The organism is Streptomyces sp. NPDC059850, assembly GCF_042731515.1.
Taxonomy (GTDB): domain Bacteria; phylum Actinomycetota; class Actinomycetes; order Streptomycetales; family Streptomycetaceae; genus Streptomyces.
This window is the reverse complement of the sequence record NZ_JBHWJI010000023.1, coordinates 54,465-79,076: the sequence shown is the minus strand read 5'-3', so window position 1 is coordinate 79,076 and position 24,612 is coordinate 54,465. Positions and strand designations below refer to the sequence as shown.

21 protein-coding genes and 1 pseudogene are annotated in these 24,612 nt (G+C 72.2%); 7 read left to right on the top strand and 15 right to left on the bottom strand.

Annotated elements, in window-relative coordinates; genetic code table 11:
• Positions 1–10: 10 nt before the first annotated feature.
• The 5 genes from ACFV9T_RS20865 to ACFV9T_RS20845 all read right to left on the bottom strand — a co-directional run bounded on the left by ACFV9T_RS20865 (position 11) and on the right by ACFV9T_RS20845 (position 6,076).
• A complete protein-coding gene (locus tag ACFV9T_RS20865; protein WP_385442416.1) occupies positions 11–703 on the bottom strand; it encodes an alpha/beta fold hydrolase in 693 nt (230 codons plus the stop codon).
• Positions 704–744: 41 nt separating this feature from the next.
• The gene (locus ACFV9T_RS20860) at positions 745–2,328 is read right to left on the bottom strand and encodes an acyl-CoA synthetase (RefSeq protein ID WP_385442414.1); all 1,584 of its coding nucleotides are present in this window, start codon (positions 2,326–2,328) and stop codon (positions 745–747) included.
• A gap of 39 nt (positions 2,329–2,367) precedes the next feature.
• The gene (locus ACFV9T_RS20855; RefSeq protein WP_385442411.1) at positions 2,368–3,471 is read right to left on the bottom strand and encodes a nitronate monooxygenase; all 1,104 of its coding nucleotides are present in this window, start codon (positions 3,469–3,471) and stop codon (positions 2,368–2,370) included.
• 80 nt (positions 3,472–3,551) lie between these two features.
• Positions 3,552–5,144: a phytoene desaturase family protein gene (locus tag ACFV9T_RS20850; protein ID WP_385442409.1), complete on the bottom strand. Its 1,593-nt coding sequence runs from the start codon at positions 5,142–5,144 to the stop codon at positions 3,552–3,554.
• Between the two features lie 32 nt (positions 5,145–5,176).
• Complete coding sequence (locus ACFV9T_RS20845; RefSeq protein ID WP_385442407.1) at positions 5,177–6,076, bottom strand: oxygenase MpaB family protein; 900 nt, start codon at positions 6,074–6,076, stop codon at positions 5,177–5,179.
• A 40-nt stretch (positions 6,077–6,116) separates the two neighbouring features.
• Here ACFV9T_RS20845 and ACFV9T_RS20840 point away from each other — a divergent pair, with 40 nt between their 5' ends.
• The 3 genes from ACFV9T_RS20840 to ACFV9T_RS20830 all read left to right on the top strand — a co-directional run bounded on the left by ACFV9T_RS20840 (position 6,117) and on the right by ACFV9T_RS20830 (position 8,063).
• Entirely contained in the window at positions 6,117–6,245 is a 129-nt protein-coding gene (locus ACFV9T_RS20840; protein ID WP_385442405.1) for a hypothetical protein, read from the top strand.
• Positions 6,246–6,339: 94 nt separating this feature from the next.
• On the top strand, positions 6,340–7,257 hold the full coding sequence (locus ACFV9T_RS20835) for a helix-turn-helix transcriptional regulator (RefSeq protein ID WP_385442402.1): 918 nt from the start codon (positions 6,340–6,342) through the stop codon (positions 7,255–7,257).
• A complete protein-coding gene (locus ACFV9T_RS20830) occupies positions 7,254–8,063 on the top strand; it encodes an SDR family NAD(P)-dependent oxidoreductase (RefSeq protein WP_385442401.1) in 810 nt (269 codons plus the stop codon). Before ACFV9T_RS20835 ends, ACFV9T_RS20830 begins: the two co-directional genes overlap by 4 nt.
• Before the next feature lie 46 nt (positions 8,064–8,109).
• On the opposite strand, the gene ACFV9T_RS20825 is transcribed toward ACFV9T_RS20830, so the two are convergent.
• The 8 genes and pseudogenes from ACFV9T_RS20825 to ureA form a co-directional block, all read right to left on the bottom strand.
• The gene (locus ACFV9T_RS20825; protein ID WP_385442398.1) at positions 8,110–8,751 is read right to left on the bottom strand and encodes an RraA family protein; all 642 of its coding nucleotides are present in this window, start codon (positions 8,749–8,751) and stop codon (positions 8,110–8,112) included.
• Positions 8,752–8,764: 13 nt separating this feature from the next.
• Positions 8,765–9,151, bottom strand: a complete 387-nt coding sequence (locus ACFV9T_RS20820; protein ID WP_385442395.1) for a RidA family protein — start codon at positions 9,149–9,151, stop codon at positions 8,765–8,767.
• A 42-nt stretch (positions 9,152–9,193) separates the two neighbouring features.
• A pseudogene (locus ACFV9T_RS20815) lies at positions 9,194–10,531 on the bottom strand (MFS transporter).
• Positions 10,528–11,997 carry an aminobutyraldehyde dehydrogenase gene (locus ACFV9T_RS20810; RefSeq protein WP_385442392.1) on the bottom strand — a complete coding sequence of 490 codons (1,470 nt, stop codon included), beginning with the start codon at positions 11,995–11,997 and terminating at the stop codon, positions 10,528–10,530. Before ACFV9T_RS20810 ends, ACFV9T_RS20815 begins: the two are co-directional and overlap by 4 nt.
• Positions 11,990–13,666, bottom strand: a complete 1,677-nt coding sequence (locus tag ACFV9T_RS20805; RefSeq protein WP_385442389.1) for a thiamine pyrophosphate-dependent enzyme — start codon at positions 13,664–13,666, stop codon at positions 11,990–11,992. The genes ACFV9T_RS20810 and ACFV9T_RS20805 overlap by 8 nt, the downstream gene beginning before the upstream one ends.
• Entirely contained in the window at positions 13,663–15,012 is a 1,350-nt protein-coding gene (locus ACFV9T_RS20800; RefSeq protein ID WP_385442388.1) for an MFS transporter, read from the bottom strand. The genes ACFV9T_RS20805 and ACFV9T_RS20800 overlap by 4 nt, the downstream gene beginning before the upstream one ends.
• Positions 15,013–15,076: 64 nt before the next feature.
• Positions 15,077–16,762 carry an urease subunit alpha gene (locus ACFV9T_RS20795; RefSeq protein ID WP_385442385.1) on the bottom strand — a complete coding sequence of 562 codons (1,686 nt, stop codon included), beginning with the start codon at positions 16,760–16,762 and terminating at the stop codon, positions 15,077–15,079.
• Positions 16,759–17,361, bottom strand: a complete 603-nt coding sequence (gene ureA, locus ACFV9T_RS20790) for an urease subunit gamma (RefSeq protein WP_385442383.1) — start codon at positions 17,359–17,361, stop codon at positions 16,759–16,761. Before ureA ends, ACFV9T_RS20795 begins: the two co-directional genes overlap by 4 nt.
• A gap of 122 nt (positions 17,362–17,483) precedes the next feature.
• Here ureA and ACFV9T_RS20785 point away from each other — a divergent pair, with 122 nt between their 5' ends.
• The gene (locus ACFV9T_RS20785) at positions 17,484–18,686 is read left to right on the top strand and encodes a PucR family transcriptional regulator (protein ID WP_385442380.1); all 1,203 of its coding nucleotides are present in this window, start codon (positions 17,484–17,486) and stop codon (positions 18,684–18,686) included.
• Positions 18,687–18,725: 39 nt separating this feature from the next.
• Here the strand turns inward: ACFV9T_RS20785 and ACFV9T_RS20780 are convergent, their stop codons facing one another.
• Positions 18,726–19,904, bottom strand: a complete 1,179-nt coding sequence (locus ACFV9T_RS20780; protein WP_385442377.1) for an acyl-CoA dehydrogenase family protein — start codon at positions 19,902–19,904, stop codon at positions 18,726–18,728.
• 105 nt (positions 19,905–20,009) lie between these two features.
• Complete coding sequence (locus ACFV9T_RS20775) at positions 20,010–22,154, bottom strand: pyridoxamine 5'-phosphate oxidase family protein (RefSeq protein ID WP_385442374.1); 2,145 nt, start codon at positions 22,152–22,154, stop codon at positions 20,010–20,012.
• Between the two features lie 142 nt (positions 22,155–22,296).
• On the opposite strand from ACFV9T_RS20775, the gene dhaK reads away from it, so the two are divergent.
• From dhaK to ACFV9T_RS20760, 3 genes are all read left to right on the top strand, one after another.
• The gene (gene dhaK / locus ACFV9T_RS20770; protein WP_385442371.1) at positions 22,297–23,289 is read left to right on the top strand and encodes a dihydroxyacetone kinase subunit DhaK; all 993 of its coding nucleotides are present in this window, start codon (positions 22,297–22,299) and stop codon (positions 23,287–23,289) included.
• Positions 23,290–23,386: 97 nt separating this feature from the next.
• Positions 23,387–24,022, top strand: coding sequence for a dihydroxyacetone kinase subunit DhaL (gene dhaL, locus ACFV9T_RS20765; protein WP_385442369.1), 636 nt, complete (start codon positions 23,387–23,389; stop codon positions 24,020–24,022).
• Complete coding sequence (locus ACFV9T_RS20760; RefSeq protein ID WP_385442366.1) at positions 24,019–24,435, top strand: PTS-dependent dihydroxyacetone kinase phosphotransferase subunit DhaM; 417 nt, start codon at positions 24,019–24,021, stop codon at positions 24,433–24,435. The genes dhaL and ACFV9T_RS20760 overlap by 4 nt, the downstream gene beginning before the upstream one ends.
• Positions 24,436–24,612: the final 177 nt, after the last annotated feature.

Sequence of the window (24,612 nt, the reverse complement as noted above, 5' to 3'; positions counted from 1 at the left end):
GGGGAGGAGTCTATGCGTCGTCCAGGAACGCCCCTAGGGCGGCGAGGAATTCCTCGGGGCGGTTCTGGTGGACGTGGTGGCCCGCGTCGATGGTGACCAGGCTGCAGTCGGGTATCCGCTCCGCCAGCTCCGCCAGCAGCTCCTGCGGGATGTGGCTGGCCGGGCCGCCGCCTATCACCAGGGTGGGCGCGGTGATGGCCGAGAGCCCCTCGGTCCAGTCCGGGTCGGGGGCGTTGCGCTGGGCGGTGAACTGCGTCCTCACCGCCCAGTCGAAGGCCATCCGCCCGGTCGGGCGCGGCGGTACCTCCAGCGGCGGGTCCTGGGGCAGCAGCGGCGGGGCGTCCTCGATCACCAGCCGCTCCGTCAGCTGCGGGAAGCGCTGGGCGACGAGGTAGGCGACCACGCCGCCGTACGAGTGCCCGATCAGCGTGACGCGCTCCACCCCGACCGCCGCGAGGAACCCGGCGACCTCGTCGCGCAGCAGTTCCAGCGCGTACTCCCCCGGCCAGTCGCTGGATCCGTGTCCGCGCAGGTCCAGCGCGTACACCCGGCGGCCCGGGGCGAGGCGCCGCGCTATGGCGATCCAGTCGACGCCGTCCTCGCCCAGGCCGTGCAGCAGCAGGACGGGCGGGTCGCCCGCGGTGCCCCACACCCGGTACGTCAGCTCGACCCCGTCCACCTCGACACTGTCAAGTGTGTGCATGGGCCAGAGGATACGGCCGATACGGCTGGGAACCACCCCTGTCACACGGGTCGCTCATGTCCGTCCCGGTAGGGCTCCCGGAGCCGCCGCTTGTAGAGCTTGCCGTTGGGGTCGCGGGGCATCTCCGCGATGAAGTCGACGGACTTGGGGCGCTTGTAGCCCGCGAGCCGCTCCGCGCAGTGGTCGAGAATGGCGGCCGCCAGCTCCGGGCCAGGGGTGTGGCCCGGGGCGGGTTCCACGACCGCCTTGACCTGCTCGCCCCAGTCGTCGTGCGGAATGCCGAAGGCGGCGGCGTCGGCGACGGCGGGGTGGGTGAGCAGCGCGGACTCGATTTCGGCCGGGTAGATGTTGACCCCGCCCGAGATGATCATGTCGATCTTGCGGTCGCGGAGGTAGAGATAGCCGTCGTCGTCCAGGAGGCCGAGGTCGCCGACGGTGAAGTAGTCCCCGATGCGGTTCTTGGCGGTCTTGCCCGCGTCCTTGTGATAGCTGAAGCCGCCGGTGCTCATCTTCATGTAGACGGTGCCGAGTTCGCCGGGCGGCAGCTGCCGTCCGTCGTCGTCGAAGATGGCGAGGTCGCTGATGGGCCAGGGCTTGCCGACCGTTCCCGGCTTCTTCAGCCAGTCCTCGGCGGTGGCGAAGGCGCCGCCGCCCTCGCTCGCCGCGTAGTACTCCTCGACGCAGCCGCCCCACCAGTCGATCATGGCGCGTTTTACGTGGTCGGGGCAGGGCGCGGCGCCGTGGATGGCGTGGCGCATCGAGGTGACGTCGTAGGACGTCCGTACTTCCTCGGGGAGGGCGAGCAGCCGGTGGAACTGGGTGGGCACCATGTGGGTGTGGGTGCAGCGGTAGGCGTCGATGAGCCGCAGCATCTCCTGGGGCGTCCACTTGTCCATGAGGACCAGGGGGTGGCCGATGTGCAGGGACGAGGACGCGAACTGCAGGACGGCCGTGTGGTAGAGCGGCGAGCACACCAGGTGGATGTGGTCGGGCTCCTCGGCGCGGGGCCTGATCCCGAAGAAGCGCAGGAAGCCGCCGAGATGGCTCTCCTCGGGCAGCTTTCCGGTCAGGGGGCGCCGGATGCCGCGCGGGCGTCCCGTCGTGCCGGAGGTGTAGTTCATGACCCAGCCGAGTTCGCGATCGGCGGGCGGGTCGGTCGGCTGTCCCTGGAGGAGTTCGGCGTATGGGCGAAAAGCCTCGATGGCGCCGACCGCGTAGCGGTGGTCGGCGGGCAGCCCGGCCTCGTCGGCGGCCAGGGCGGCCTGCGCGCCGAAGCGTTCGTGGGCGATCAGCACCTTGGCGCCCGAGTCGGAGACGATCCAGGCGATCTCGGGGCCGACGAGGTGGTGGTTGACGGGCACGAGGTACAGCCCGGCCTGGGTGGCGGCGAGCGCGGCGGTGAAGAACTCGACCCCGTTGGGCAGGACGACCGCGAAGGCGTCGCCGCGCCGCAGCCCGGCGGCGCGCAGCCCGCCGACGAGCTGGTTGCACGCGGCGTGCAGCCGGGCGGCGGTCCACTCCTCGCCGTCGGGGGCGACGAGGACGACGCGGTCGGGTTCGCTCGCGGCCTGGGCCCAGAAGCCGACGGGGATGGTGGGGGTGGGGTCGCTGGTCGTGGCGGTCATCGGTCGTCGCCCTCCTTGAGTCCCGTTTCCGGTCCCGTTTCAGTCCCGTCCGGCGATGCGGTTGACGCGGTCGATGGCTCGTTCGAAGCCCCGGGTCAGGTCGTCGAAGACGGCCTGCACGCTGCGGGTGGAGTTCATCCGGCCGACGATCTGGCCGACCGGGGTGCCGAGCAGCGGTTCCACCTCGTACTTCTGGATGCGCGAGACGGCCTCGGCGACCAGCAGTCCCTGGAGCGGCATCGGCAGCGGTCCCGGGCCCTGCGGGTCGTCCCAGGCGTCCGTCCACACGGTGCGCAGCTGGCGGGCGGGTTTGCCGGTGAGGGCGCGGGAGCGCACGGTGTCGCCGGATCCGGCGGCCAGGAGCTTGTTGGTGAGCGCGGCCGAGTGGAGTTCGGCCTCCTCGGTGGTGAGCCAGATCGAGCCGAGCCAGACCCCCTGGGCGCCGAGGGCGAGTCCGGCGGCGATCTGTTCGCCGCTGCCGATGCCGCCCGCGGCGAGCACCGGCAGCGGGTCGACGGCCTCGACGACCTCGGGGGTGAGCACCATGGACGCGATCTCGCCGGTGTGGCCGCCCGCCTCGTAGCCCTGGGCGACGACGACATCGAGGCCCGCGTCCTTGTGGTGGCGGGCGTGGCGGGCGCTGCCCGCCAGCGCGGCGACCAGGATGCCGTGCTCGTGGGCGCGGGCGACGACATCGGCGGGCGGTGAGCCGAGCGCGTTGGCCAGCAGTTTGACGGGGTAGTCGAACGCGACGTCGAGCTGGCTGCGGGCGACCTGCTCCAGCCAGCCGGTGATCCGCCAGCCGGACGCCTCGCCCTCGGCCAGTTCGGGCACCCCGTGCTTGACCAGGGTCTCCTGGACGAACGCGCGGTGCTCCTGCGGGATCATCTCCTCGATGTCGGCCTCGCTCACCCCCTCGACCTTCTTCGCGGGCATCACGACGTCGAGGCCGTACGGTTTGCCGTCGGTGTGCTCCTGCATCCAGTCGAGGTCGCGAGCCAGCTCGTCGCCCTCGGCGTAGCGGACCGCGCCGAGCACGCCGAACCCGCCCGCCCGGGTGATCGCCGCGGCCACGGCGGGGAACGGCGTGAAGCCGAAGATGGCGTGCTCGACACCCAGCCTTGTGCTCAGCTCCGTCTTCATGCGGGGCAGGATGCCGCAGGGGACCGGGGAGCGGAAGAGTTTTTCTGACGGAACGTCAGATTGGCTGAGCCTGTCGGGGGTTACTTCCCCAGCACCGCCATCGCCGCGTTGTGGCCGGGGATGCCGCTGACCCCGCCGCCGCGCACCGCGCCCGCGCCGCACAGCAGCACATTGGCGTGGCGCGTCTCCACGCCCCAGCGGCCGGTGCCCTCCTGGGCGTACGGGAAGGCCAGCTCCCGGTGGAAGATGTTCCCGCCCGGCAGCCGCAGTTCGCGGTCCAGGTCCAGCGGGCTCTTCGCCTCGATGCACGGCCTGCCGTCGGCGTCGTACGCGAGGCAGTCGGCGATCGGCTCGGCGAGATGGGCGTCGAGCTGGGCGAGGGTGTCCCGCAGCAGGGTCTCGCGGGCCGTCGCGGGGTCGTCCGCGAACAGCCGGGCGGGGGTGTGCAGGCCGAACAGGGTCAGGGTCTGGTAGCCCCGCGCGGCCAGGTCCGGGCCGAGGATCGACGGGTCGGTCAGCGAGTGGCAGTAGATCTCCGACGGCGGCCGCCGGGGCAGCTCCCCCGCGGCCGCCTGCCGGTACGCCGTCTCCAAGTCGCCGTAGCCCTCGGCGATGTGGAACGTCCCTGCGAACGCCTCGCGCGGATCCGCCTCGGGGTCGCGCAGCACGGGCAGCCGCCGCAGCAGCATGTTCACCTTCAGCTGCGCGCCCTCGGCGGGCGGGGCGGGCGGCTCCTCGCCGAGCAGCCGCGCCAGCTCGCGCGGGGCGGCCCCGACGAGTACGTGGCGGGCGCCCACGACGTGTTCGCCGTCCTGGTCGACGTACGTCACCTCGGCCGCCGTCCCGTCGGTGGCGATCCCCGTGACCTCGCAGCCGGTCGCGATCCGCGCGCCCGCCAGGCTCGCCGCGTGCGCGAGCGCGTCGGTGAACGCGCCCATGCCGCCCACCGGCACGTCCCAGTCGCCGGTGCCGCCGCCGATCACGTGGTAGAGGAAGCAGCGGTTCTGCGCCAGCGAGGAGTCATGGGCGGAGGCGAACGTGCCGATCAGCGCGTCGGTGAGCACCACGCCCCGCACCAGGTCGTCCTCGAACGCCGCCTCGACCGCCTCCCCCAGCGGCCGTTCGAACAGCGCCTCCCACGCCGCGTCGTCGCCGATCCGGGCCCGCAGTGCGGCCCGGTCCGGCAGCGGCTCGGTCAGCGTCGGGAAGACCCGCTCGGCGACCCGCCCGGTCATCGCGTAGAACCGTTCCCAGGCCGCGTACTCCCGCTCCCCGCCGGTCAGCCGCGCGAACGCCTCCCGGGTGCGGGCCCCGCCGCCGGTCTCCACCAGCAGCCCGGTCGGCCGCCCGCCCCGGACGGCGGGGGTGTACGAGGAGACGGCCCGCTTGCGGACCGCGAACCGCAGCCCCAGGTCGTCGACGATGCGCCGGGGCAACAGGCTGACCAGGTACGAGTAGCGCGAGAGCCGGGCGTCCACCCCGGGATAAGGCCGCGTCGACACGGCCGCGCCACCGGTGTGGTCGAGCCGCTCCAGCACCCGCACGCTGCGTCCCGCCCGGCCCAGATAGGCGGCGGCGACCAGGGCGTTGTGGCCGCCGCCGACGATGACGACGTCGTAGGCATCGCTGACATCGCTGACATCGCTGACATCACTGGCATCGCTGTGAGGCATGCCCTCTGGTTAGCACGCCACGAACGCCCGAGCTACCCGGCCGCGCCCGGTACGGCCGCGTCGCGGGGAAGGTTGCGGGGCGAGGGGCGGGTGCCGGGGCCGAGCCGTTCCACCGCCCGCAGGATGTGCTTCGGCGGCAGCTGCCAGCGCACCGTGGACGGGACGCACCGCAGCGCCCGGCCCGTCGCCCGCAGACGGCGGGTGACGGTGGCGGGGGCGGGCGCGGGGCGCCCGTACAGCGCGTGGGCGTACGGGGGCAGGGAGGCGTACGCCAGGGCGGCGAAGCGCCCCCAGATCAGGTCGCGCGCCGGGGCGAGCGCGGCGTGCACCGGGGGCTTGCGCAGAAAGGCATCCACCTCGCGGGCCTCGGGGGTGGCGGCGAGTTCGGGGCGCACCCTCGCCAAGTACGCGCGCAGTTCCGCCGTATCGCCCGGCACCCCGGCGGGGTCGAGCCCGACCAGGCGGGCGGATTCCCTGTTCTCGGCCACATAGCCGTCCGCCTGGGCATCGGTGAGGGGGTAGCCGGAGCGGCGTACGACATGGAGGTACGAGGCGACCTCGGCGCAGTGCACCCACAGCAGCAGCGTGGGCTCGTCCACGGCGTGCCGGGCGCCGGTACCGGGGTCGGTCACCGAGAGGCGGCGGTGAATGCCGCGCACCCGGGCCCCGGCCCGCTCCGCGGCGTCGGTGGTGCCGTAGGTGATGGTCGCGACGAACCGGGCGGTGCGCAGCAAGCGGCCCCAGGCGTCCTCGCGGAAGTCGGAGTTCTGGAGGACGCCGCGCACCGCGAGCGGGTGCAGGGCCTGCAGATAGAGCGCGCGGACTCCGGCGATCCACATCATCGGGTCGCCATGCATCTGCCATGTCACGGACTTAGGGCCGTACAACCCCGAGTCGAGATCCGGTATGCCCTGCCGCACAGCCGCCGCCATGGCCGACCACCTCCTGGGGCCAGACTAGAGCCGGATTGCCTTGCACCAAGACGAACTCTCCCTCGGCGATCTGCGCGTCCACGCCGAGAGCGCGGTCCGCCACACGGGCCCCGGGATCAGCCTGCCGATCCGCCCGGAGGACTGTCTGCTGTACCCGCGCACGGCCTGATACCTCCGCAACATTCCTGGTCAGCGACTTCCTAGGACGCACAGACCTACCTTGGGGCCCTGCCGGGCGGGGGAAGGCGCGGCAGCATGGAGTCATGGCACGCAACGTGGATCTCAGCGAATTCCTGCGCCGCTGCCGTGCCCGGATCAGCCCGGAATCGGTGGGCCTGCCCGAGCGCGGCGCCTACCGGCGGGTCCCCGGCCTGCGACGCGAGGAGGTCGCGCAGCTGGCCGGGGTGAGCACCGACTACTACACACGCCTGGAACAGGGCAGGCAGATCAGCCCCTCCCCGCCCGTCCTGGAAGCGGTCGCCGCCGCGCTGCGTCTTGACGACGCCGAGCGGGCCCACCTGTTCGACCTCGTACGACCGCAGACGAACAAGGCCCGGCGCAGCCCGCCCGTCGTGCAGAAGGCCCGCCCCGGCCTGCGCCGGTTCCTGGACTCCTTCACCGACCACGCCGGGTTCGTCCTCGGGCGGCGCGGGGACATCCTGGCCACCAACCATCTGTGCCGGGTCCTGCTCGCCGACTTCGACGCCATGCCGTACCGGGAGCGCAACCTCACCCGCTGGATCCTGCTGGACCAGTCCGCCCGGGATCTGTACGTGGACTGGGAGAAGATCGCCTCGGAGATGACGGCGATCCTGCGGCTGGACGCCGGACGCCACCCCGAGGACACCCGCACCGCGGAGCTGGTCGGCGAACTGGCCATGAAGAGCGAGCACTTCCGCCACTGGTGGGCCGACCACAAGGTGCTGGACCGCACCTTCGGCCAGAAGCGGTTCCGGCACCCGGTCGTCGGCCCGCTGACCATCGACTACCAGGCGTTCACCCTGCCCGGCGAGGAAGACCAGACCCTCTTCCTCTACCTGCCCGCCAAGGACCAGGCATCCCAGGACGCGTGGCAGCTGCTCACCAGCTGGAACGCCGACACCGCACCCCGCGGCCGGGCACCCGAACAGACTCGGGCAGCCGAACAGACCAAGACCACACCCCACAGGAGCACCCCGTGAGCACCGCCCCCTCCCACCGCCCGCTGGCCCTGGTCACCGGCGCCTCGGCCGGGATCGGCTACGAACTGGCCCTGCTGTTCGCCCGCGATGGCCACGACCTCGTGGCCACCGGCCGCAGCGACACGATCCACCGGGCCGCGGCCGACTTCGCGGCGCACGGCGCCCAGGTCATCCCCGTCCAGGCCGATCTGGCCCGGCACGAGGGCGTCGAAGCGGTGTGGCAGGCGGTCGAGGACACCGGCCGCCCCCTGTCGGCGGCCGTCCTCAACGCCGGGCGCAGCATCGGCGGCGCCTTCCTCGACACCGACCTGGCGGACGAGCTGAGCCTGATCAGCCTCAACGTCACCTCCGTGGTCCACCTCGCCAAGCACGTGGCCCGCCACATGGCCGCCCGCCGCGACGGGAGGATCCTCATCACGTCCTCGCTCTCGGCCACCCTGCCGACCCCGTACGAGACCGTCTACGGACCCTCCCGGGCCTTCACTCGCATGTTCGCCCTGGGCCTGCGCGAGGAACTCAAGGACCACGGCGTGAGCGTCACCACCCTGCTCCCCGGCGCCACCGACAGCGACTTCCACGCCCGCGCGGGCATGAACGACACCGCCTTCGGCCCCGGCATGAAGAAGAACAGCCGCGTCCAGGTGGCCCGCCAGGGCTACGACGCCCTGATGTCCGGCCGGCCCCAGGTCATCGGCGGCGACCGGGCCACCCGCCGCGCGGCGGTCGAACACCGTTTCCTGCCCGAGCCGTACAAGGCGGCCCGCCACGCCCGCAAGGCCAGGCCGGACGCGTCCCGCCGCCCGTAGGACAGCTCCCGGGAAATCGCCACCCGCGTCCCCTCGGGGAACCGGCTCAATCCGACAGCACGGTCAGGGGTGATTCACCCGCCCGCAGCCGGGCGAGAAGGGCGGGCTCCGCACGGTCCGAGGCGAGCGCGCGGGCGAGCACATCGGCGGCGATCCGCGGGCTGGTGACCAGTACACCGTTGTCATCGGCCAGGACGAGGTCACCGGGGCGGACGACGGCGCCGCCGCAGGACACGGTCCGGCCCACTCCCCCGTCCCTCCGCCCGAGTCTCTTGGTGGTGAGCAGGCTGGTGCCCCGGGCGAACACCGGCAGCCGCATCTCACGCAGTTCCCGCAGATCGGTGACGACTCCGTCGACCACGATGCCCGCCGCGCCCGCGGCCCGCGCGGCACAGCCGGTGACGGCGCCGATCGGAGCGTGGGTGCCGTTCTGCCCGGTGTCGACCACCAGCACGTCCCCGGGGCCCAGCAGGCCCAGTGCCTCGGCCATCGGGGTGGCGTCCGGTGGCACGATCCGCACGGTCACCGCCCGGCCGACGATCTTCACATCCGGCACGAGGGCACGGATCCGCGGATCGGCGAACCCCTCTTCGAGGAAGTGGCCGAGCGTCGGAAAGCCGACCTCCTGGAGTTTCCGCGTCAAGGAGTCGTCGGGGGCCGCGGTCCATGTGTGCGCGCTCGTTGTCATCGTGCTCTCCCGCCTACGCGTGTGATTCCGGGGGACATACCGCGACGCAGTCCACTTCGAGGCGTACTCCCCACAGCCCGACCGCGACGGTGGTCCGGGCCGGAACGCGATCGGGTCCGAAGATCTCGCGGTAGATCTCGTTGAACTCCGCCATGCTGTCTTCCTCGGCCAGGTAGGCATTGACCTTCACCACCCGGGACAGATCCGATCCGGCCTCCGCGAGCACCGTCGCGAGATTGGTGAACGTCTGCCTCACCTGGCCGGCGAAATCCGCCGGCATGTCTCCCCCGGGGACGGCGGGAATCTGTCCCGCGGTGAAGACCAGTCCGTTCGCCACGACGGCCTGCGCGTAGGGACCCACCGGCTGTGGCCCGCCCTGTGCGGCCCGGATGTGCTGCATTCCCGCTCTCTTCCTCCACGCGGCCCGAAGGGCCGCGCCATATCAGATGGTGGTCGGCGCGCCCTGGACAGGTGCGGCCTCGGGGGCGTCGGACCGCTCGTGGATCTCGCTGCGCAGGGTCTCGGCGAGCAGCAGCAGGCAGACCAGCGACACCGCGGCGGAGCCGACCATGAACCAGGCGACCGACGAGCCTTTCCCCGTCGCGTCCAGCAGCGCGGTGGTCACGGCGGGCGTCGCGGCGCTGCCCAGGAGACCCGACAGCATGTAGCTCACCGACAGGCCCGAGTAGCGGACCGTGGTCCCGAACAGCTCGGCCAGGAACGTGGCGATGGGCCCGTAGTTGGCGGCGAACGCCGTCATCAGCAGCAGATAGCCCAGCAGCACCAGGCCGAACTGTTTGGTGTCCATCAGCCAGAACATCGGGAAGGCGACCACCGCTTCGCCGACGATGCCCCCGATGATCACCGGCTTACGTCCGAAGCGGTCGGACAGCGCGCCGAAAGCGGGGATGAGCCCGATCGCGGCCACGCAGGACAACAGCGCGACAGTGAGCATCGTGCTGCGGGACAGTCCCAGGGTGTCCGTACCGTAGGTCAGGCCGAACGCGACGAGGATGTTGAACGCCACCCCCGTGGACATCGTGGCGACGCCGCCGAGGACGACCTGCCGCCCGTACCTGCGGAACACCTCGGCCAGCGGCAGCCGCACCTGCGTATCCCTCTGCTTGACCTCCTGGAACGCGGGCGTCTCCGTGGTCCGCGACCGGATGACCAGCCCGACCAGGACCAGCAGACAGCTCGCCAGGAAGGGAATCCGCCAGCCCCAGGACAGCAGGTCCATCTCCGGGAGCAGGGCGACGAGCAGGAACGCCGAGTTGGCCATCAGCGTGCCGATCGGCACACCCGTCTGCACCCAGGAGCCGAAGAATCCGCGCTTGCCCTTCGGCGCGTGCTCGACGGTCATCAGCACCGCTCCGCCCCACTCGCCGCCCAGGGCGAGCCCCTGGACGACCCGCAGGGTCAACAACAGGACCGGGGCCCAGATTCAGACACTCCCGTAGGTGGGCAGCAGGCCGATGGCGAAGGTGGCCGCGCCCATCATCGAGAGCGAGATCAGCAGCATCGACTTCCGCCCGAGCCGGTCTCCGAAGTGGCCGAAGACGGCCGCTCCGATCAGCCGGGCGAGATATGCGGAGGCGAACGTGCCGAAGGCCAGCAGCGTTCCCACGAGCGGGTCGAACGTCGGGAAGAAGAGCTTGTTGAACGCGATCGCCGATGCCGTGGCGAAGACGAACAGGTCGTACCACTCGACCGCGGTCCCGATGACACTCGCGACGGCTACTTTTCGGACCGACAGGTGCTGGTCTCGTGTCTGAGTCATGAGGTCTCCCCGTGGGTCCCGGTGCCGGCCGGCGGACCGAGCGGGCTCCGGTGCGCGGCCATGACGTGCTTGACGCGGGTGTAGTCGTCGAATCCGTAGCGGCTCAGATCGCGGCCGATACCGGACTGCTTGTAGCCGCCGTGCGGCAGTTCGGCGAGGATGACCTGGTGGCAGTTGAGCCAGACGCAGCCGAAGTCCAGTTCGGCGCCGAGCCGCGTGGCGCGGCCCAGATCGGCGGTCCAGACGCTGGAGGCCAGGCCGAAGTCGACGCCGTTGGCGAGCTCCACGGCTTCCGTCTCGGTGTCGAACGGCTGCACCGTGACCACCGGACCGAAGGTCTCCTGCTGGACCACCGCGTCGTCCTGGCGCACACCGGAGATGACGGTGGGCTCGAAGAACCAGCCCGGCGAATCGAGCCGCTCGCCGCCGGTCTCGATCACGGCGTGGTCCGGCAGCCCGGCCAGGACGGAGCTGACCCTGCCGGCCTGGGCGGCGCTGTTGAGGGGGCCGAAGAAGGCTTCCTCGGACGGGGGCCCGGTACGGGTGGCCCGGGCCGCTTCGACGAGCGCCGCGAGCACCGCGTCGTAGGCGGGGCGTTCGACCAGCACCCGGGTGATGGCGGTGCAGTCCTGGCCCGCGTTGAAGAAGGCCCCGTCGGCGAGGGCGCGGGCCGTGCGCCGCGGGTCGACGTCGGCGAAGACGACGGCCGGGGCCTTGCCGCCCAGCTCCAGATGGACGTTCTTGGCTTCCGCCGAGGCCGCGGCCATGACCTCGGAACCGGCGCGGGTCGAGCCGGTGATGGCGACCATGTCGATGCCCCGGTGCCCGACCAGGGCGCGCCCGGTGTCCCGGTCGCCGCACACGACGTTGACGACGCCGGGCGGGAAGACCCGGGCCGCCAGCTCGCCGAGCAGCACCGTGGACCACGGGGTGGTGTCGGAGGGCTTCAGCACGACCGTGTTACCCGCCGCGAGGGCGGGTCCGAGCTTCCACACGGCCATCATGAAGGGGTAGTTCCAGGGGGTGACCTGGGCGACCACTCCCACCGGCTCGCGGCGGATGTACGAGGTGTGGCCCTCGGTGTACTCGCCCGCCGCCACGCCCTCCAGGACCCGGGCGGCCCCGGCGAAGAAGCGCAGCTGGTCGGCGCCCCGGAGGATTTCGAGGGCACGGGTGGTCTCGCGCGGTTTGCCGGTGGCGCGTATCTCCGCGTCCAGCAGCTGGTCCGCGTGCTCGGCCACGAGATCGGCGAGGCGCAGCAGCGCCTCCTGACGCAGGCTCGGGGTGGAGCGGCGCCACGGGGCGAAGGCCCGGCGGGCGGCGGCGACGGCGGTGTCCACATCGGCGGAGGAGGAGCGCGGCGCGGTGCCGTAGACCTCGCCGGTGGCGGGGTCGGTGAGTTCCATGCGCTCGGCCACCGTCACCGGTTCGCCGTCGATGATGTTGTGCAGGGCCAGATCAGACATGCTGGTGCTCCTCACGGAGGGAGTCGACGGTCACACCGGGAGCCAGGAGACCTTCGGTAACCTTCAGTTCGATCAGTGCTGCGGTGCCGGAGGCCAGCGACCGCTCCAGGGCCGCCGGGAACGCGTCGTGGGTGGTGACCGTCTCGCCGTGGGCGCCGAAGGCCCGGGCGAGGGCGGCGAAGTCCGGGTTGACCAGGCCGGTACCGCTGACCCGTCCCGGGTAGCTCTGCTCCTGGTGCTGGCGGATGGTGCCGTAGGTGGAGTTGTTGAGGACGAGGACGAGGGGGGCCGCGCCCGCCGCGAGGGCGGTGGCAAGTTCCTGACCGTTCATCAGGAAGCAGCCGTCGCCCGCCACGGAGACCACCTGACGGCCGGGTTCGGCGATCGCGGCGGCGACGGCGGCGGGGATGCCGTAGCCCATCGAGCCGTTGCGCGGGGCGAGTTGGCGCCATCCGTCGCGGTAGGTGAGGAAGCGCTGCGCCCAGACGGCGTGGTTGCCGGCGCCGAAGGTGACGACGGTGTCGCGGGGCAGCCGCGCGTCCAGGTGGGCGAATACGGCGCCGAGATCCAGCGGGTCGTCGTCGTCCGGCACCGGAGTACGGAACTCCAGGTGCGCGGTGCGGTCCTGCTTGGTCAGCGGGCCCCAGGGCACCGCGGTGTCGGGGAGCAGACCGCGTACCGCCTCGCCGAAGGCTTCGGGACCGGCGAGCAGGGCGAGGTCGGCCGGGTAGAGCGGAGCGGGCGGTTGCGGTGCGGGCAGTGCCTGGACCAGGCGCGGGCCGGTCCCGTCGGTGGGGAGCAGGGTGAAGCCGTCGGTGCACACGTCGCCGGGGACGGTGCCGACGCAGATCAGCAGGTCGGCCCCGCGTACCCGCTCGGCGACGGCGTCGGACCGTCCGTACCCCAGCGCCCCGATGTAGCTGTCGCTGTCGTTGTCTACGAGGTCCTGGCAGCGGAAGTCGACGGTGACGGGCAGCGACCACGCCTCGGCCCACTCCCGTATGTCGGCGCGGGCCCGGTCGGTCCAGCGGCTGCCGCCGAGCAGCAGCAGCGGGCGCTCGGCGGCGCCCAGGAGCGCGGCCAGACGGTCGCGTTCGGCGGCGGAGACCGCGCCGTCGGGCACGGGCAGCGGGGTGGCGTCGGGCACCTGGACGGTGTCGGTGAGCATGTCCTCCGGCAGTCCGAGGACGACCGGCCCGGGGCGCCCGCTGCCGGCGACCGCGAAGGCGCGGGCCACGTGTTCGGGGATGCGGGCGGCGTCCTCGATGGTCTCGACAAGCTTGGCATTGGTTCCGAAGGTGGCGCGCAGATCCAGTTCCTGGAAGGAGTCGCGGTGGGTGTGGCCGCGCGGTACGAGCCCGATGAAGAGCACCAGCGGGGTGGCGTCCTGGTGTGCGGTGTGCAGGGCGACCAGGGCGTTGGTGGCGCCGGGGCCGCGGGTGGTGAAGCACACGCCCGCGCGGCCGGTGAGCTTGCCGTGTGCCTCGGCCATGTAGGCCGCGCCGCCCTCGTGGCGGCAGACGACCATCCGGACGGGGGCGTCGTGCAGGGCGTCGAGCGCGGCGAGGTAGCTCTCGCCGGGGACGCCGTACACGGTGTCGACGCCGTGCCGGACGAGCTGGTCGATCAGGACCTGCCCACCGGTGCGGGCGGGGTGCTGCGGTGTCATGCGGTGGCCTTCACAGTCGCGGACTCTTCCGGGGTGCACGGGGCGAGGCGGCGGCGCAGTGGCGGTCCGGCGAGGTAGGAGCCGGTGGCCGTGCAGGCCGCGATGAGGATCAGGAGCAGTGCCACGCCCCAGGAGGCGCCGTCGGCGAGGCCGGTGAGCCAGGCGGCGGCCAGCGGTACGAGGCCGCCTAGGACGCCGGCGAGGTTGTAGGACATGGCGACCGCGCTGTAGCGGACGATGTCAGGGAACATCCCGGTGACGACAGCGCCGATCGCCGCGTAGGGGATGGAGATGACGGCGACGCCGAGGGAAACGCCGAGCATCACGAGTCCGGTGTGCCGGGTGTCGATGAGCCAGAACGCGGGGAAGGCCACCAGCACGGAGGCGATTGCCCCGACGGCGCACACCTTCCAGGGGCCGACGCGGTCGGCGAGCCGTCCGGCGATGACGATGACGGCGATCTCGGCGACCGCCGCCAGCAGAGTGGCGTTGATCATCACGGCCTTGTCGATGCCGAGCTGCTCGGTGCCGTAGGAGATCACGTAGGTCGTCAGCAGGAAGAACCCGCCGATGCCGAGGAACGCCGCGGCCACACCGATGAGCATGCGGCCCCAGGTCCTGCGGAACGCCTCGATCAGCGGGGCGGGCGGCGGTCCTTCCCGCTCGGCTGCCTCGTGCATGGCGCGGAAGACCGGGGACTCCTCGATGCGCAGCCGCAGATAGAGCGCGAAGCCGAGCAGCCCGAAGGCGGCCAGGAACGGGATGCGCCAGCCCCAGGAGTAGAAGGCGTCGTCGGGCAACATCCCCACCAGGGCGAAGGCGCCGCTGGAGAGCAAGGTGCCGACCGGTGAGCCGAGTTGGGGGATGGAGGAGTAACTGCCGTGCTTCTCCTCGGGGGTGTGTTCCAGGGTGAGCAGCATGGCGCCGCTCCATTCGCCGCCGACCGAGATGCCCTGGAGGAAGCGGAGGGCGGCGAGGAGGGCCGGGGCCCAGACGCCGATCGCGTCGTAGTCGGGGAGCAGTCCGATGCAGCCGGTGGAGGCGCCCATCAGGATGACGGTGATGATGAGCGCCGCCTTGCGTCCGTAGCGGTCGCCGATGTGGCCGAAGACGGCGGCGCCGATGGGCCGGGCCAGGAACCCGACGGCGAAGGTGACGAAGGAGGCGATGGTCGCGGTGGTCGGATCGAGGGAGGGGAAGAAGAGCTTGTTGAAGACGAGGGCGGCGGCGGTGCCGTAGAGGAAGTAGTCGTACCACTCCAGGGCGGTGCCGATGAACGCGGCGGACAGCAGCCGTTTGATGTCTCCCGCGCTGGGCCGGGGCGGCGCGGTGGGGATGGTGCTCACGGGTTCTCCAGGAGACGGCGGTAGCCGGTGGCGGCTATCGGGGACGGAGGAACCGGCCGGGCGGTCAGGCCAAGTGGTGGAGCTGGGCGAGCGGTAGTTCGGTGGCGGCGTCGGTGGTGGTGGGCAGGCCGTCGACGAGGACGGGGGCGGGTTCGCGGGGCACCTCGACGCGCGGGGTGGCGGTGTTGTGGAGCATGTCGGCGCGGGTGAGCCCACGGGCGCCGCGCGCCGGCGCGTAGCGCAAGCCCCCGGGGAGGGCGGCGCGGGCCTTGGTGTCGTCGAGGGCGGCCTGGGCGACGAAGATCCGCGACAGCTGGGCCGGCGCGTCGCCGAGCGCACCGAAGTAGGGGCCGTAGGTGCGGGGCTGGGTGAGCCGGGTCGAGCCGGATCCCGAGCCGCGGTTGCCCCAGGCCACGAAGCCGCCCTTGATGACGAGTTCGGGCTTGGTGCCGAACCAGGCTGGATGCCAGAGCACAAGGTCGGCGAGGCGTCCGGGCTGGGCGGTGCCCACCTCGTGGGCGAGGCCATGGGCGATCGCCGGATTGAGGGTGATCTTGGCGAGGTAGCGCAGCACCCGCTCGTTCGCGGGCCGCTCCACTCCGCTCTCCCCCGCGCGCAGCGCCTGGACATGGGCGAGCTGCCAGGTGCGCCGAACGGTCTCGGCGATGCGGCCCATGCCCATCGAGTCGGAGTTGACGATGCTGATGGCGCCGAGGTCGTGCAGCGCGTTCTCGGCGGCGATGGCGTGGCCGCGGATGCGGCCGCGGGAGATCTCGACATCGCTGTGGACGTGATGGTTCTGCCGGTGCACGGTCATGGTCATCGGGAACAGTTCCCCGACGGTGTTCGCCGTGTACGGGATGGTGGGGGTGGTCGAGGACGGCAGGATGTTCGGCTCGGAGAGGATCTCCAGCAGATCAGGGTGTCCGCCGCCGCCCTCCACGTGGTAGGCGTGCACGGTGCGGCCGCGGGTGGCGCCGATGGTGTCGCGCAGATAGCCCGATTCGTTCATCGAGTCGGTGTGCAGCGCCACGGGCAGATCGGCGTGTTCCGCGGTGGCCAGGCAGGTGTCGATGATGCGCGGGGTCGCCCCGAAGTCCTCATGGATCTTGAATCCGCCGGCCCCGGCGAGCACCGACTCGTCCAGCAGAGCGCGCGAGCTGGAGGAGCCACGGCCGAGGAAGGCCACATTGAGCGGGGTGCCGCGCCAGGATCCCATCAGGGTGTGCAGATTGTGGGCCGGGTTGCAGCCGATGTCCCAGACCCCGCCGAGCCCCATGCCCACCACCGTGGTCACACCGGAGGCGAGCGCGGCGGGCGCGACCTCGGGCGAGGACAGGTGCACATGGCTGTCCACGATGCCCGGGGTGGCGATCAGCCCCTCCCCCGTGACCACCGCGGTGTGCGAGTCGATGGCGAAGTCCACCGGCATCAGATCCGGGTTGCCCACTCCGCCGACCGCGACGATCCGGCCGTCCTTGACACCGATGTCGGTCTTGCGGATTCCCAGGACCGGGTCCATCAGCAGCACACTGGAAACCACCAGGTCCAGGGCCGAGGCCCGGTCGGAGCGCGGGGAGGCCAGCAGCCCATCGCGGACCGTCTTGCCGCAGCCGCCCAGCAGCTCGTCACCGGGAGTGCCGTCGTCGGCCGCCACCTCGACCCACAGACAGGTGTCACCCAGGCGGACACGGTCACCCGTGGTGGGACCGTAGAGCGCGTTGTACGTACGTCGGTCGATCCGCGTCATGCCGGCTTCTCCTGTTCATGTCCCTCGTGGCGGGCGGCCACCAGGTCCACCTCGTGTTCGGTGCCCGGCTCGACGGCCAGGGCCGTCCCCGCCGCGATGTCCAGCCGCATCCCGGCGGCGGCTTCGCGGTCCAGTTCGAGGGCGGAGTTGGCCTCCGCGAGCGGGTAGTGCGAGGAGAGGTAGACGGTGCGGTCGCCGCTGTTGCGGATGGTCAGCCGCAGCCGGGGGCGCCCGGCGTTGATCAGCACCGGCTCCGCGGCCGTACGGATCGCCCCGGGAGCGTGGGCCCCATCGCCGCCCTCGATCGGGTTCTCCACCGCGACCAGGGACGTTCCGCTCGGGAACAGCGCTTCGACCTGGACCGTACCGACGAGAGCGGGCACTCCCTCCAGCACATCGTCCACGGTCAGCAGCGACCGCCCGACCTCGATCACCTCGTCCAGGTCCGCCCCGTCCCAGGCCGCCTCCAGCACCTCGTCGCAGATGAGGGCTATGGCCTCCGGGGCGTTCAGCCGCCGACCGCGCGCACGACGGCGGCGGGCCATTTCGGCGACGGTGAAGAGCTGGACCCGTTCCACCTCGCGAGGAGTCAGATGCACTGCCGTGACCTCCTGGATGGTAGGCCCCGATGCGTGTCGCCCGGGGGTCACATCAGAATCCCGGGGCGATGGAATCCAGCCAAGGTTGAAATGCATCTGATGCGCTGCCCAGAATCGTGCACATGCACAATGCGGCCGTCGCCTTCCCTCCGCCCGACCCACGCATCGCCGAGCTCGCCCGGGAGTGCCTGGACGACCTCGACGGGCTGATCGAGCTGTGGATCGAGGTGGTGGGCCCCACCCGCCGGGCCTACGCCGACCGCGTACCGGACACGGACTTCCGGGACTCCGCACGCCACGCGCTGGAGATGCTGCTGCGCACCGTGGCCCAGCTGCCCGTGCCCGAGCACATGGCTGAGGTGTCCGAGCGGGTCGGAACGCGGCGCGCGCGGCAGGGGGTCCCGCTGGAGTCCCTGCTGGACGCGGCCCGGCTGGACTTCCGCGTGGTGTGGACGGCCCTGGTGCGGCGCGCCGAGGACCGGAACATGACGCATCTGGTGGCCTCCGCCTACTACATCTGGGAGGCCGTCGAGCGCCATGTCACCGGGATCATGACCGCGTACCAGCGCACCGTGCTGGAGATGGGGCGGCGGGCGGAGGACGAGCGCCAGATGTGGTTCGCCCGCCTGATGGACTGCGACGGCCGCAATCCCACCGTGGTGGGCGACAGCGCGCTGGCGCTCGGCTTCCAGGTCAGCGGGGAGTACGTATGCGCCGCTGCCGCCCCGCAGTACGGCGCCGCGCTGCGCCGGGCCGCGGCGGAGCTGCGCACCGCTGGGGTGCCGGTACAGCAGCAGGCCCTCGATTCGGCGGTGGTCCTCACCGCCCAGCTCGGGCCGCGCACCGCCGCCCACACCGTCCTGGGACATCTGGGGGAGACGCCCTGCGGGGTGTCGTCCGCCGCCGGCCGGCTGGCCGACGTACCACGTGCGGTCCGGCTGGCCATCACCACGGCACGCAGCCTGCCCATGGACGCCTGCGGGCCGAGGTGGCTACGGGACAGCTGGCTGGACGTCCTCGTCCACCACACCTCGGATCTCGCGCACGATCTCGCCGACGACGTGCTCGGCGGGCTCGACCGACCCGATGTCAGCGACGCCGAGAAGGACCGGCTGCTGCGCACCGTGCGCGTCCATCTCGCCGGGAACGGTGCGATAGCCGATACAGCCGCGGCCGTGTACTGCCACCGCAACACCGTGCAACACCGCTTCAACCGCTTCTGCGAGCTCACCGGACACGACGTACGCCGACCCGAGGACGCCACCCTCATCGCCCTGGCGCTGCGGGCCAGGGAGCGGCACGACCGGACGGCGGAGGCCGGCTGAACCGAGCGCGCTCATCACACGCACAACCGGACAACGGATTCAGCGGCGGACGCGGGGCATGCCCAGGCCTATCCAGGAGATGATCTCCCGCTGGATCTCGTTGTTGCCGCCGCCGAAGGTGAAGACGACGCTGCTGCGGTAGCCGCGTTCCAGTTCGCCGTGGAGGACCGCGCCCGCCGAGCCCTCCTTGAGGGGGCCCGCGGCGCCGACGATCTCCATCAGCCAGGCGTAGGCGTCGCGGCGGGCCTCGGAGCCGTAGACCTTGACGGCGGAGGCGTCGTGCGGGGTGAGGGTGTCGCGCTGGAGGGCGTCCACCATCTGCCAGTTGAGGACCTTCATGGCGTCCAGCCGGGCGTGGGTGCGGGCGAGGCGGGCGCGGACCCAGGCCAGGTCGATGACCCGGCGGCCGTCCGGGAGCTTGGTGTCGGCGGCCCACTGGCGGACGCCGCGCAGGGCGCGGATGGCCATGGTGCCGTGGGCGGCGAGGGTGACGCGTTCGTAGTTGAGCTGGGTGGTGATCATCCGCCAGCCCTCGTTCTCGGCGCCGACGCGGCGGCTCGCGGGGACCCGGATGTTCTCGTAGTAGCTGGCGGTGGTGTCGTGGGAGGCGAGGGTGGTGATGACGGTGCAGGAGTAGCCGGGGTCGGTGGTCGGCACGAGCAGGATGCTGATGCCGTGGTGGGGCTTGGCGTCGGGGTCGGTGCGGACGGCGAGCCAGACCCAGTCGGCGGTGTCGCCGTTGGTGGTCCAGGTCTTCTGGCCGTTCACCACGTAGTCGTCGCCGTCGCGTACGGCGCGGGTGGTGAGGGCGGCGAGGTCGGTTCCGGCGTCGGGTTCGCTGTAGCCGATCGCGAAGTCGATCTCGCCGGAGAGGACGCGCGGCAGGAAGTACCGCTTCTGCTCGTCGGTGCCGTAGCGCATGAGGGTCGGGCCGACCGTGTTGAGGGCCATCAGCGGCAGCGGTACGCCCGCCTGGGCGGCCTCGTCGAAGAAGATGAACTGTTCGACCGGGCCGAGCCCCCGCCCGCCGTACTCCTGGGGCCAGCCGACGCCCAGCCAGCCGTCGGTGCCGAGGCGGCGGATGGTCTCGCGGTAGAACCGCTTCTGCCCGGCCGGGTCCGCGTAGCGGGCGTAGGCGTCGTCGGGGACCAGCTCGGCGAAGTAGGTGCGCAGCTCGGCTCGTAACTGCCGCTGTGCGGGGGTGTATTCGAGGTCCACGGCCCCTCCTGGAGTCTCACGTGCGCCACGACGAGGGGCACGGTAGAACGCGTTCCAGAAATTCGGAAGGGCCGTGGAGCATCGGGCAGACCGACAGGCGGCGGGTCAGCCCGTCTCGTCCACCCGGGGCGGGCTGTCGTCCGTGCCGCGCCGTACGACCTGTACGGGATGGCCCGGCCGCCAGGTCCGCAGCACCAGGTCGGATCCCTCGGCGGCGGTGTGCACGACCTCGGTCACCTCGGCGCGGAAGAGGTGGAAGGGCTCGGGCGGATGGACCTCGGCGGCGAAGCGGGCGAGCGAGTCCCGGTCGGTGACCTCGACGGCCCGGCCGCTGACCCGGACATCGCCACCAGCGGAGGTGCCGGGGCCCGGGTTGGCCTGGATCGAGAAGCGCCGGTCGCGCCGCAGGTCGAGAGCCTTGCGCGAGTCGGGCATCATGCCGAGCCACAGCTCCCCGAAGCGGAAGTTGACCTCCAGAGGTGTCAGCCGTGGCGAGCCGTCCCGGCGGACGGTGGCCAGGACATGGGTGCGGTAGCCCTCGAAGCGCTCCTGCGCGGCCGTGGCGAAGCCGGGCTCCGCCGCCTGGAATCCGGCCCAACTGGTGATCGGATGCGTCGTCATGGCGCCCATGCTCGCGGCATTACCCGACATCCTTGGTCCGGATTCCCGGGACGGCAGGGGCTTGCCCGCGCCGCGCGCGGCCACCCGGCGCGCCTGGTCCGGCGGCAGATAGGCGCTCCACGCCGTCCCCGCCAGCGGGAACCCGATCCAGGTGCGGGCGTACGACGGCGGCCGGGCGTCGCCGTCGCGCCGCACCAGCAGCGCGGTGGGCTCGTGTCCGGCCCGCCGCAGCAGCCCGGACACGCTGGTGGAGCGGTTGTTCCCGGCGGTCTGGGCGGAGGCGCAGCCCGCGTGGTACGCGACGGGCAGGGCCCGGTCACCGGCCACCAGGCACGGCGGCCGCAGCCCCAGCCGCTGCAGCCCGTCGGCGGCGGTGCGGTAGCGCCCGGTGGTCTTCTCGGAGATCGCCGAGGTGTGGGTGAGGACGGCGAGCTGGCTGCCCAGGTGGAGCAGGACGACGATGCCGAGCGCGGTGGCCATGTGGCGCGGTGAGCGCGCGTCGCGTACGGCGCGGAAGCCGAGCGCGGCGATGGGCAGGGCGAGCAGGGCGTAGGAGGGCATCAGGAAGCGCGGCGCGGAGTAGTCGATGAGCAGCAGGTACGGGACGGCGAGGGAGGCCGCGCAGACGATGGGCAGCACGGTGACCGGCACCCCGGGGTCCTGCGGTACGTACGGCCGTCCGAGCCCGACGCGCGTCCGGGTCCGCCGTTCGTGACGGTCCCGCAGGGCGAGGGTGACGGCGGTGAGGGTCAGCACCGGCAGCGACAGCCACCACAGGGTCAGCTCCGGATGGGTCAGCCCCACCTCGCACGGGCGGCACAGCTGCGGCCCGTTGAGGCTGCGCAGCGCGGCGCCCACGGCGAAGTGGAGGCCCATGCCGCCCTCGACCTCGCTGGAGACGTCCAGCCGCCCGCCGACGCCGCCGAACCGGTCGTAGGCCTCGCCAATCCACTGCGCGGCGCCGAGCAGCAGCCCGCCCACCAGCGGCGGCAGGGCGGGCCGCCAGGCCCGTAGCCGCAGGGCGACGGCCAGCAGCGGGAGGGCCAGCCAGCCGCCGTCGGGGGTGCGCACGAGCGTGACACCGGCGATGACGGCGGCGAGCCACCAGCGGGCGTGGCGCTCGGTGGGCAGGCGCAGGAACCAGCCGACGGCGGCCACCGCGCCGAGCGCGACCCAGAGGTTGGGCATCACCGCCGGGCCACTGATCGTGGTGATCCACAGCCCGGCGAAGAGCAGCGCGGCGAGCGCCACCGGGCCGCGCGGCAGCAACCTGTTCCAGACGCGGAAGGCGGCGTAGAGCGCGCCCGCGGAAAGCACCGTAAGGAGGAGCCGGAGCACCGTAATGGAGGAGGTGGCGGCCACCACCGGGGAGACCAGCATGCTGATGCCGCGCGAGCGCGGTGCGCTGAAGTACGCGGACGGGGTGCGCGGGTCCACCTGGGAGACGTACACCGACTCGTCCCAGCCCAGCGCGTGCCCGACATGCGGTACGACCACCGCGAGCTGGACCGCCGCATAGCCGACGGCGACCACCGCGAGCCACGGCGCGCGGCGCCGGTGGCGCGGCGGCTGGGGTGGATGCGGGCGCGGGCGCGCGGTGGCGGCCGCCGGTGCGGCAGTGTTCTCCATGCGCGCACCATATGATGCCTATGTACCTTTTTCGGCTTATTAGGCCGTTCGGCTCAGCGTCTCAGGGGTGCCATGACCGCGCCGGATCCGTACGCTGTTGCAGCGGTGCACAGCCCCCTTCCGGTGGAGGACGAACACTCCCATGAAGATGCTCATCAACGTGGCCGAAACCGTGGTCGCCGACGCACTGCGCGGACTGGCCGCCTCCCATCCCGATCTGGCCGTGGACGTCGAGAACCGGGTCATCGTCCGGCGGGACGCGCCGGTGGCCGACAAGGTGGCCCTGCTCTCCGGCGGCGGCTCCGGCCACGAGCCGCTGCACGGCGGATTCGTGGGGCCCGGCATGCTCGACGCGGCCTGCCCCGGCGAGGTCTTCACCTCCCCCGTGCCCGACCAGATGGTGCGCGCGGCGGCCGCCGTGGACAGCGGCAAGGGCGTGCTGTTCGTCGTCAAGAACTACACCGGCGACGTGCTCAACTTCGACATGGCGGCCGAACTGGCCGAGGACGAGGGCATCCAGGTCGCGCGGGTGCTCGTCGACGACGATGTGGCGGTGTCCGACAGCACCCACACGGCGGGCCGCCGGGGCACCGGCGCGACGCTGTTCGTGGAGAAGATCGCCGGTGCGGCGGCCGAGGAAGGGGCTCCGCTGGAGCGGGTGGAGGCGATCGCCCGCCAGGTCAACGCGTCCTCGCGCAGCTTCGGCGTGGCGCTCTCGCCCTGCTCGACGCCCGCCAAGGGCGGCCCCACCTTCGATCTGCCCGCCGGGGAGCTGGAGTTGGGCGTGGGCATCCACGGCGAGCCGGGGCGGGAGCGGCGGGCCATGATGACCTCGCGCGAGATCGCCGACTACGCGGTGGACGCGGTGCTGGACGACCTGCGCCCGGACAATCCGGTGCTCGTCCTCGTCAACGGAATGGGCGCGACCCCGCAGCTGGAGCTGTACGGCTTCGCGGCCGAGGTGCACCGGGTCCTCGGCGAGCGCCGCGTGGCGGTGGCACGTACGCTCGTCGGAAACTACGTCACATCACTCGACATGGCGGGCGCCTCGGTCACGCTGTGCCAGGTCGACGAGGACCTGCTGCGGCTGTGGGACGCGCCCGTACGGACTGCCGGGCTGCGCTGGGGCTGCTGACCCGAACCACCCCGTGCCCCTTACCCCACCGGCCCACCCCGCCGGTCGACCCGATCCGTACGCTGTCGCCGTCGGTTACCGTCCTGAGGAGGCGTCTGTGTCCAGCAGTGAACCCGCAGTCGAACATGCGCTCGACACCTCTTTCTTCCAACGCTGGCTCACCGCCGCGGCCGAGTCCGTACAGCGCGACGCGGCCCGGCTCACCGAGCTGGACTCCGCGATCGGCGACGCCGACCACGGCACCAATATGCAGCGCGGCTTCACGGCCGTGACCGACGCGCTGGAGAAGGAACCGCCGGGATCGCCCGGCGCCGCGCTCATCCTGGCCGGACGCCAGCTCATCTCGAAGGTGGGCGGCGCCTCCGGGCCGCTGTACGGGACGCTGCTGCGGCGCGCGGGCAAGGCACTGGGGGACGCGGCCGAGGTCACGCCCCAGCAGCTCGCGGACGCGCTGCGGGCCGGGGTGGACGCGGTGGCCCAGCTCGGCGGCGCCGCGCCGGGCGACAAGACCATGCTGGACGCGCTGCTCCCGGCGATCGAGGCGCTGGGCGGCGACACCGCCTCGTTCACGGCGGCGGGCGAGGCCGCCGACAAGGGCGCGCTGGCCACCGTACCGATGCTGGCACGCAAGGGCCGGGCCAGCTATCTGGGCGAGCGCAGCGTCGGCCACCAGGACCCCGGCGCCACCTCGTCCGCGCTGATCGTCGCGGCGCTGGCGGAGGCCGTCCGATGACCGAGGAGAGCGGGGAGAAGCTGGTCGGGGTCGTGGTCGTGTCGCACAGCGGGGAGGTCGCCGAGTCGGTCGCCCGGCTGGCCACCGCGCTGGCGGGCGGCGGCACCGCGCCCGTACGCGCCGCGGGCGGCACCCCGGACGGCGGATTCGGCACCAGCGAGGAGCTGATACGGGAGGCGGCGTACGCGGTCGACCAGGGCGCCGGGGTGGCCATACTGGTCGACCTCGGCAGCGCCGTACTGACCGTCAAGGCACTGCTGGCCGAGGAGGACGAGCTGCCGGAGGGCTCCCGGCTGGTGGACGCGCCGCTGGTGGAGGGCGCGGTGGCGGCCGTCGTCACCGCGTCGACCGGCGCGGACGTGGACACGGTCGCGGGGGCCGCCGCGGAGGCGTACGACTACCGCAAGGTCTGAGGCAGGGCGTACGGGCCCGGGGCATCGGCTGCCCCGGGCCCGCTTCCTTGGTTTCCCTCCGTATGGGTGCGGGGCCCGCAGCGAACGGCCCAAGTATGGAGCCCCCGTACATATCCGAGCTGACATGCGCATTTCTACGGTGTGGCACACGAATCCGTCCCCGCACCCGCTCGGAAG

What these genes read in the sequence shown, in the direction of transcription:
- dhaK (WP_385442371.1), top strand. Translation starts at nt 22,297, where the DNA reads ATGAAGATGCTCATCAACGTGGCCGAAACCGTGGTCGCCGACGCACTG.
- ACFV9T_RS20855 (WP_385442411.1), bottom strand. Translation starts at nt 3,471, where the DNA reads ATGAAGACGGAGCTGAGCACAAGGCTGGGTGTCGAGCACGCCATCTTC.
- ACFV9T_RS20825 (WP_385442398.1), bottom strand. Translation starts at nt 8,751, where the DNA reads ATGACAACGAGCGCGCACACATGGACCGCGGCCCCCGACGACTCCTTG.
- ACFV9T_RS20835 (WP_385442402.1), top strand. Translation starts at nt 6,340, where the DNA reads ATGGCACGCAACGTGGATCTCAGCGAATTCCTGCGCCGCTGCCGTGCC.
- ACFV9T_RS20810 (WP_385442392.1), bottom strand. Translation starts at nt 11,997, where the DNA reads ATGTCTGATCTGGCCCTGCACAACATCATCGACGGCGAACCGGTGACG.
- ACFV9T_RS20860 (WP_385442414.1), bottom strand. Translation starts at nt 2,328, where the DNA reads ATGACCGCCACGACCAGCGACCCCACCCCCACCATCCCCGTCGGCTTC.
- ACFV9T_RS20820 (WP_385442395.1), bottom strand. Translation starts at nt 9,151, where the DNA reads ATGCAGCACATCCGGGCCGCACAGGGCGGGCCACAGCCGGTGGGTCCC.
- ACFV9T_RS20850 (WP_385442409.1), bottom strand. Translation starts at nt 5,144, where the DNA reads ATGCCTCACAGCGATGCCAGTGATGTCAGCGATGTCAGCGATGTCAGC.
- ACFV9T_RS20795 (WP_385442385.1), bottom strand. Translation starts at nt 16,762, where the DNA reads ATGACGCGGATCGACCGACGTACGTACAACGCGCTCTACGGTCCCACC.
- ACFV9T_RS20775 (WP_385442374.1), bottom strand. Translation starts at nt 22,154, where the DNA reads ATGGAGAACACTGCCGCACCGGCGGCCGCCACCGCGCGCCCGCGCCCG.
- ACFV9T_RS20865 (WP_385442416.1), bottom strand. Translation starts at nt 703, where the DNA reads ATGCACACACTTGACAGTGTCGAGGTGGACGGGGTCGAGCTGACGTAC.
- ACFV9T_RS20760 (WP_385442366.1), top strand. Translation starts at nt 24,019, where the DNA reads ATGACCGAGGAGAGCGGGGAGAAGCTGGTCGGGGTCGTGGTCGTGTCG.
- ACFV9T_RS20845 (WP_385442407.1), bottom strand. Translation starts at nt 6,076, where the DNA reads ATGGCGGCGGCTGTGCGGCAGGGCATACCGGATCTCGACTCGGGGTTG.
- ACFV9T_RS20805 (WP_385442389.1), bottom strand. Translation starts at nt 13,666, where the DNA reads ATGACACCGCAGCACCCCGCCCGCACCGGTGGGCAGGTCCTGATCGAC.
- ACFV9T_RS20785 (WP_385442380.1), top strand. Translation starts at nt 17,484, where the DNA reads ATGCACAATGCGGCCGTCGCCTTCCCTCCGCCCGACCCACGCATCGCC.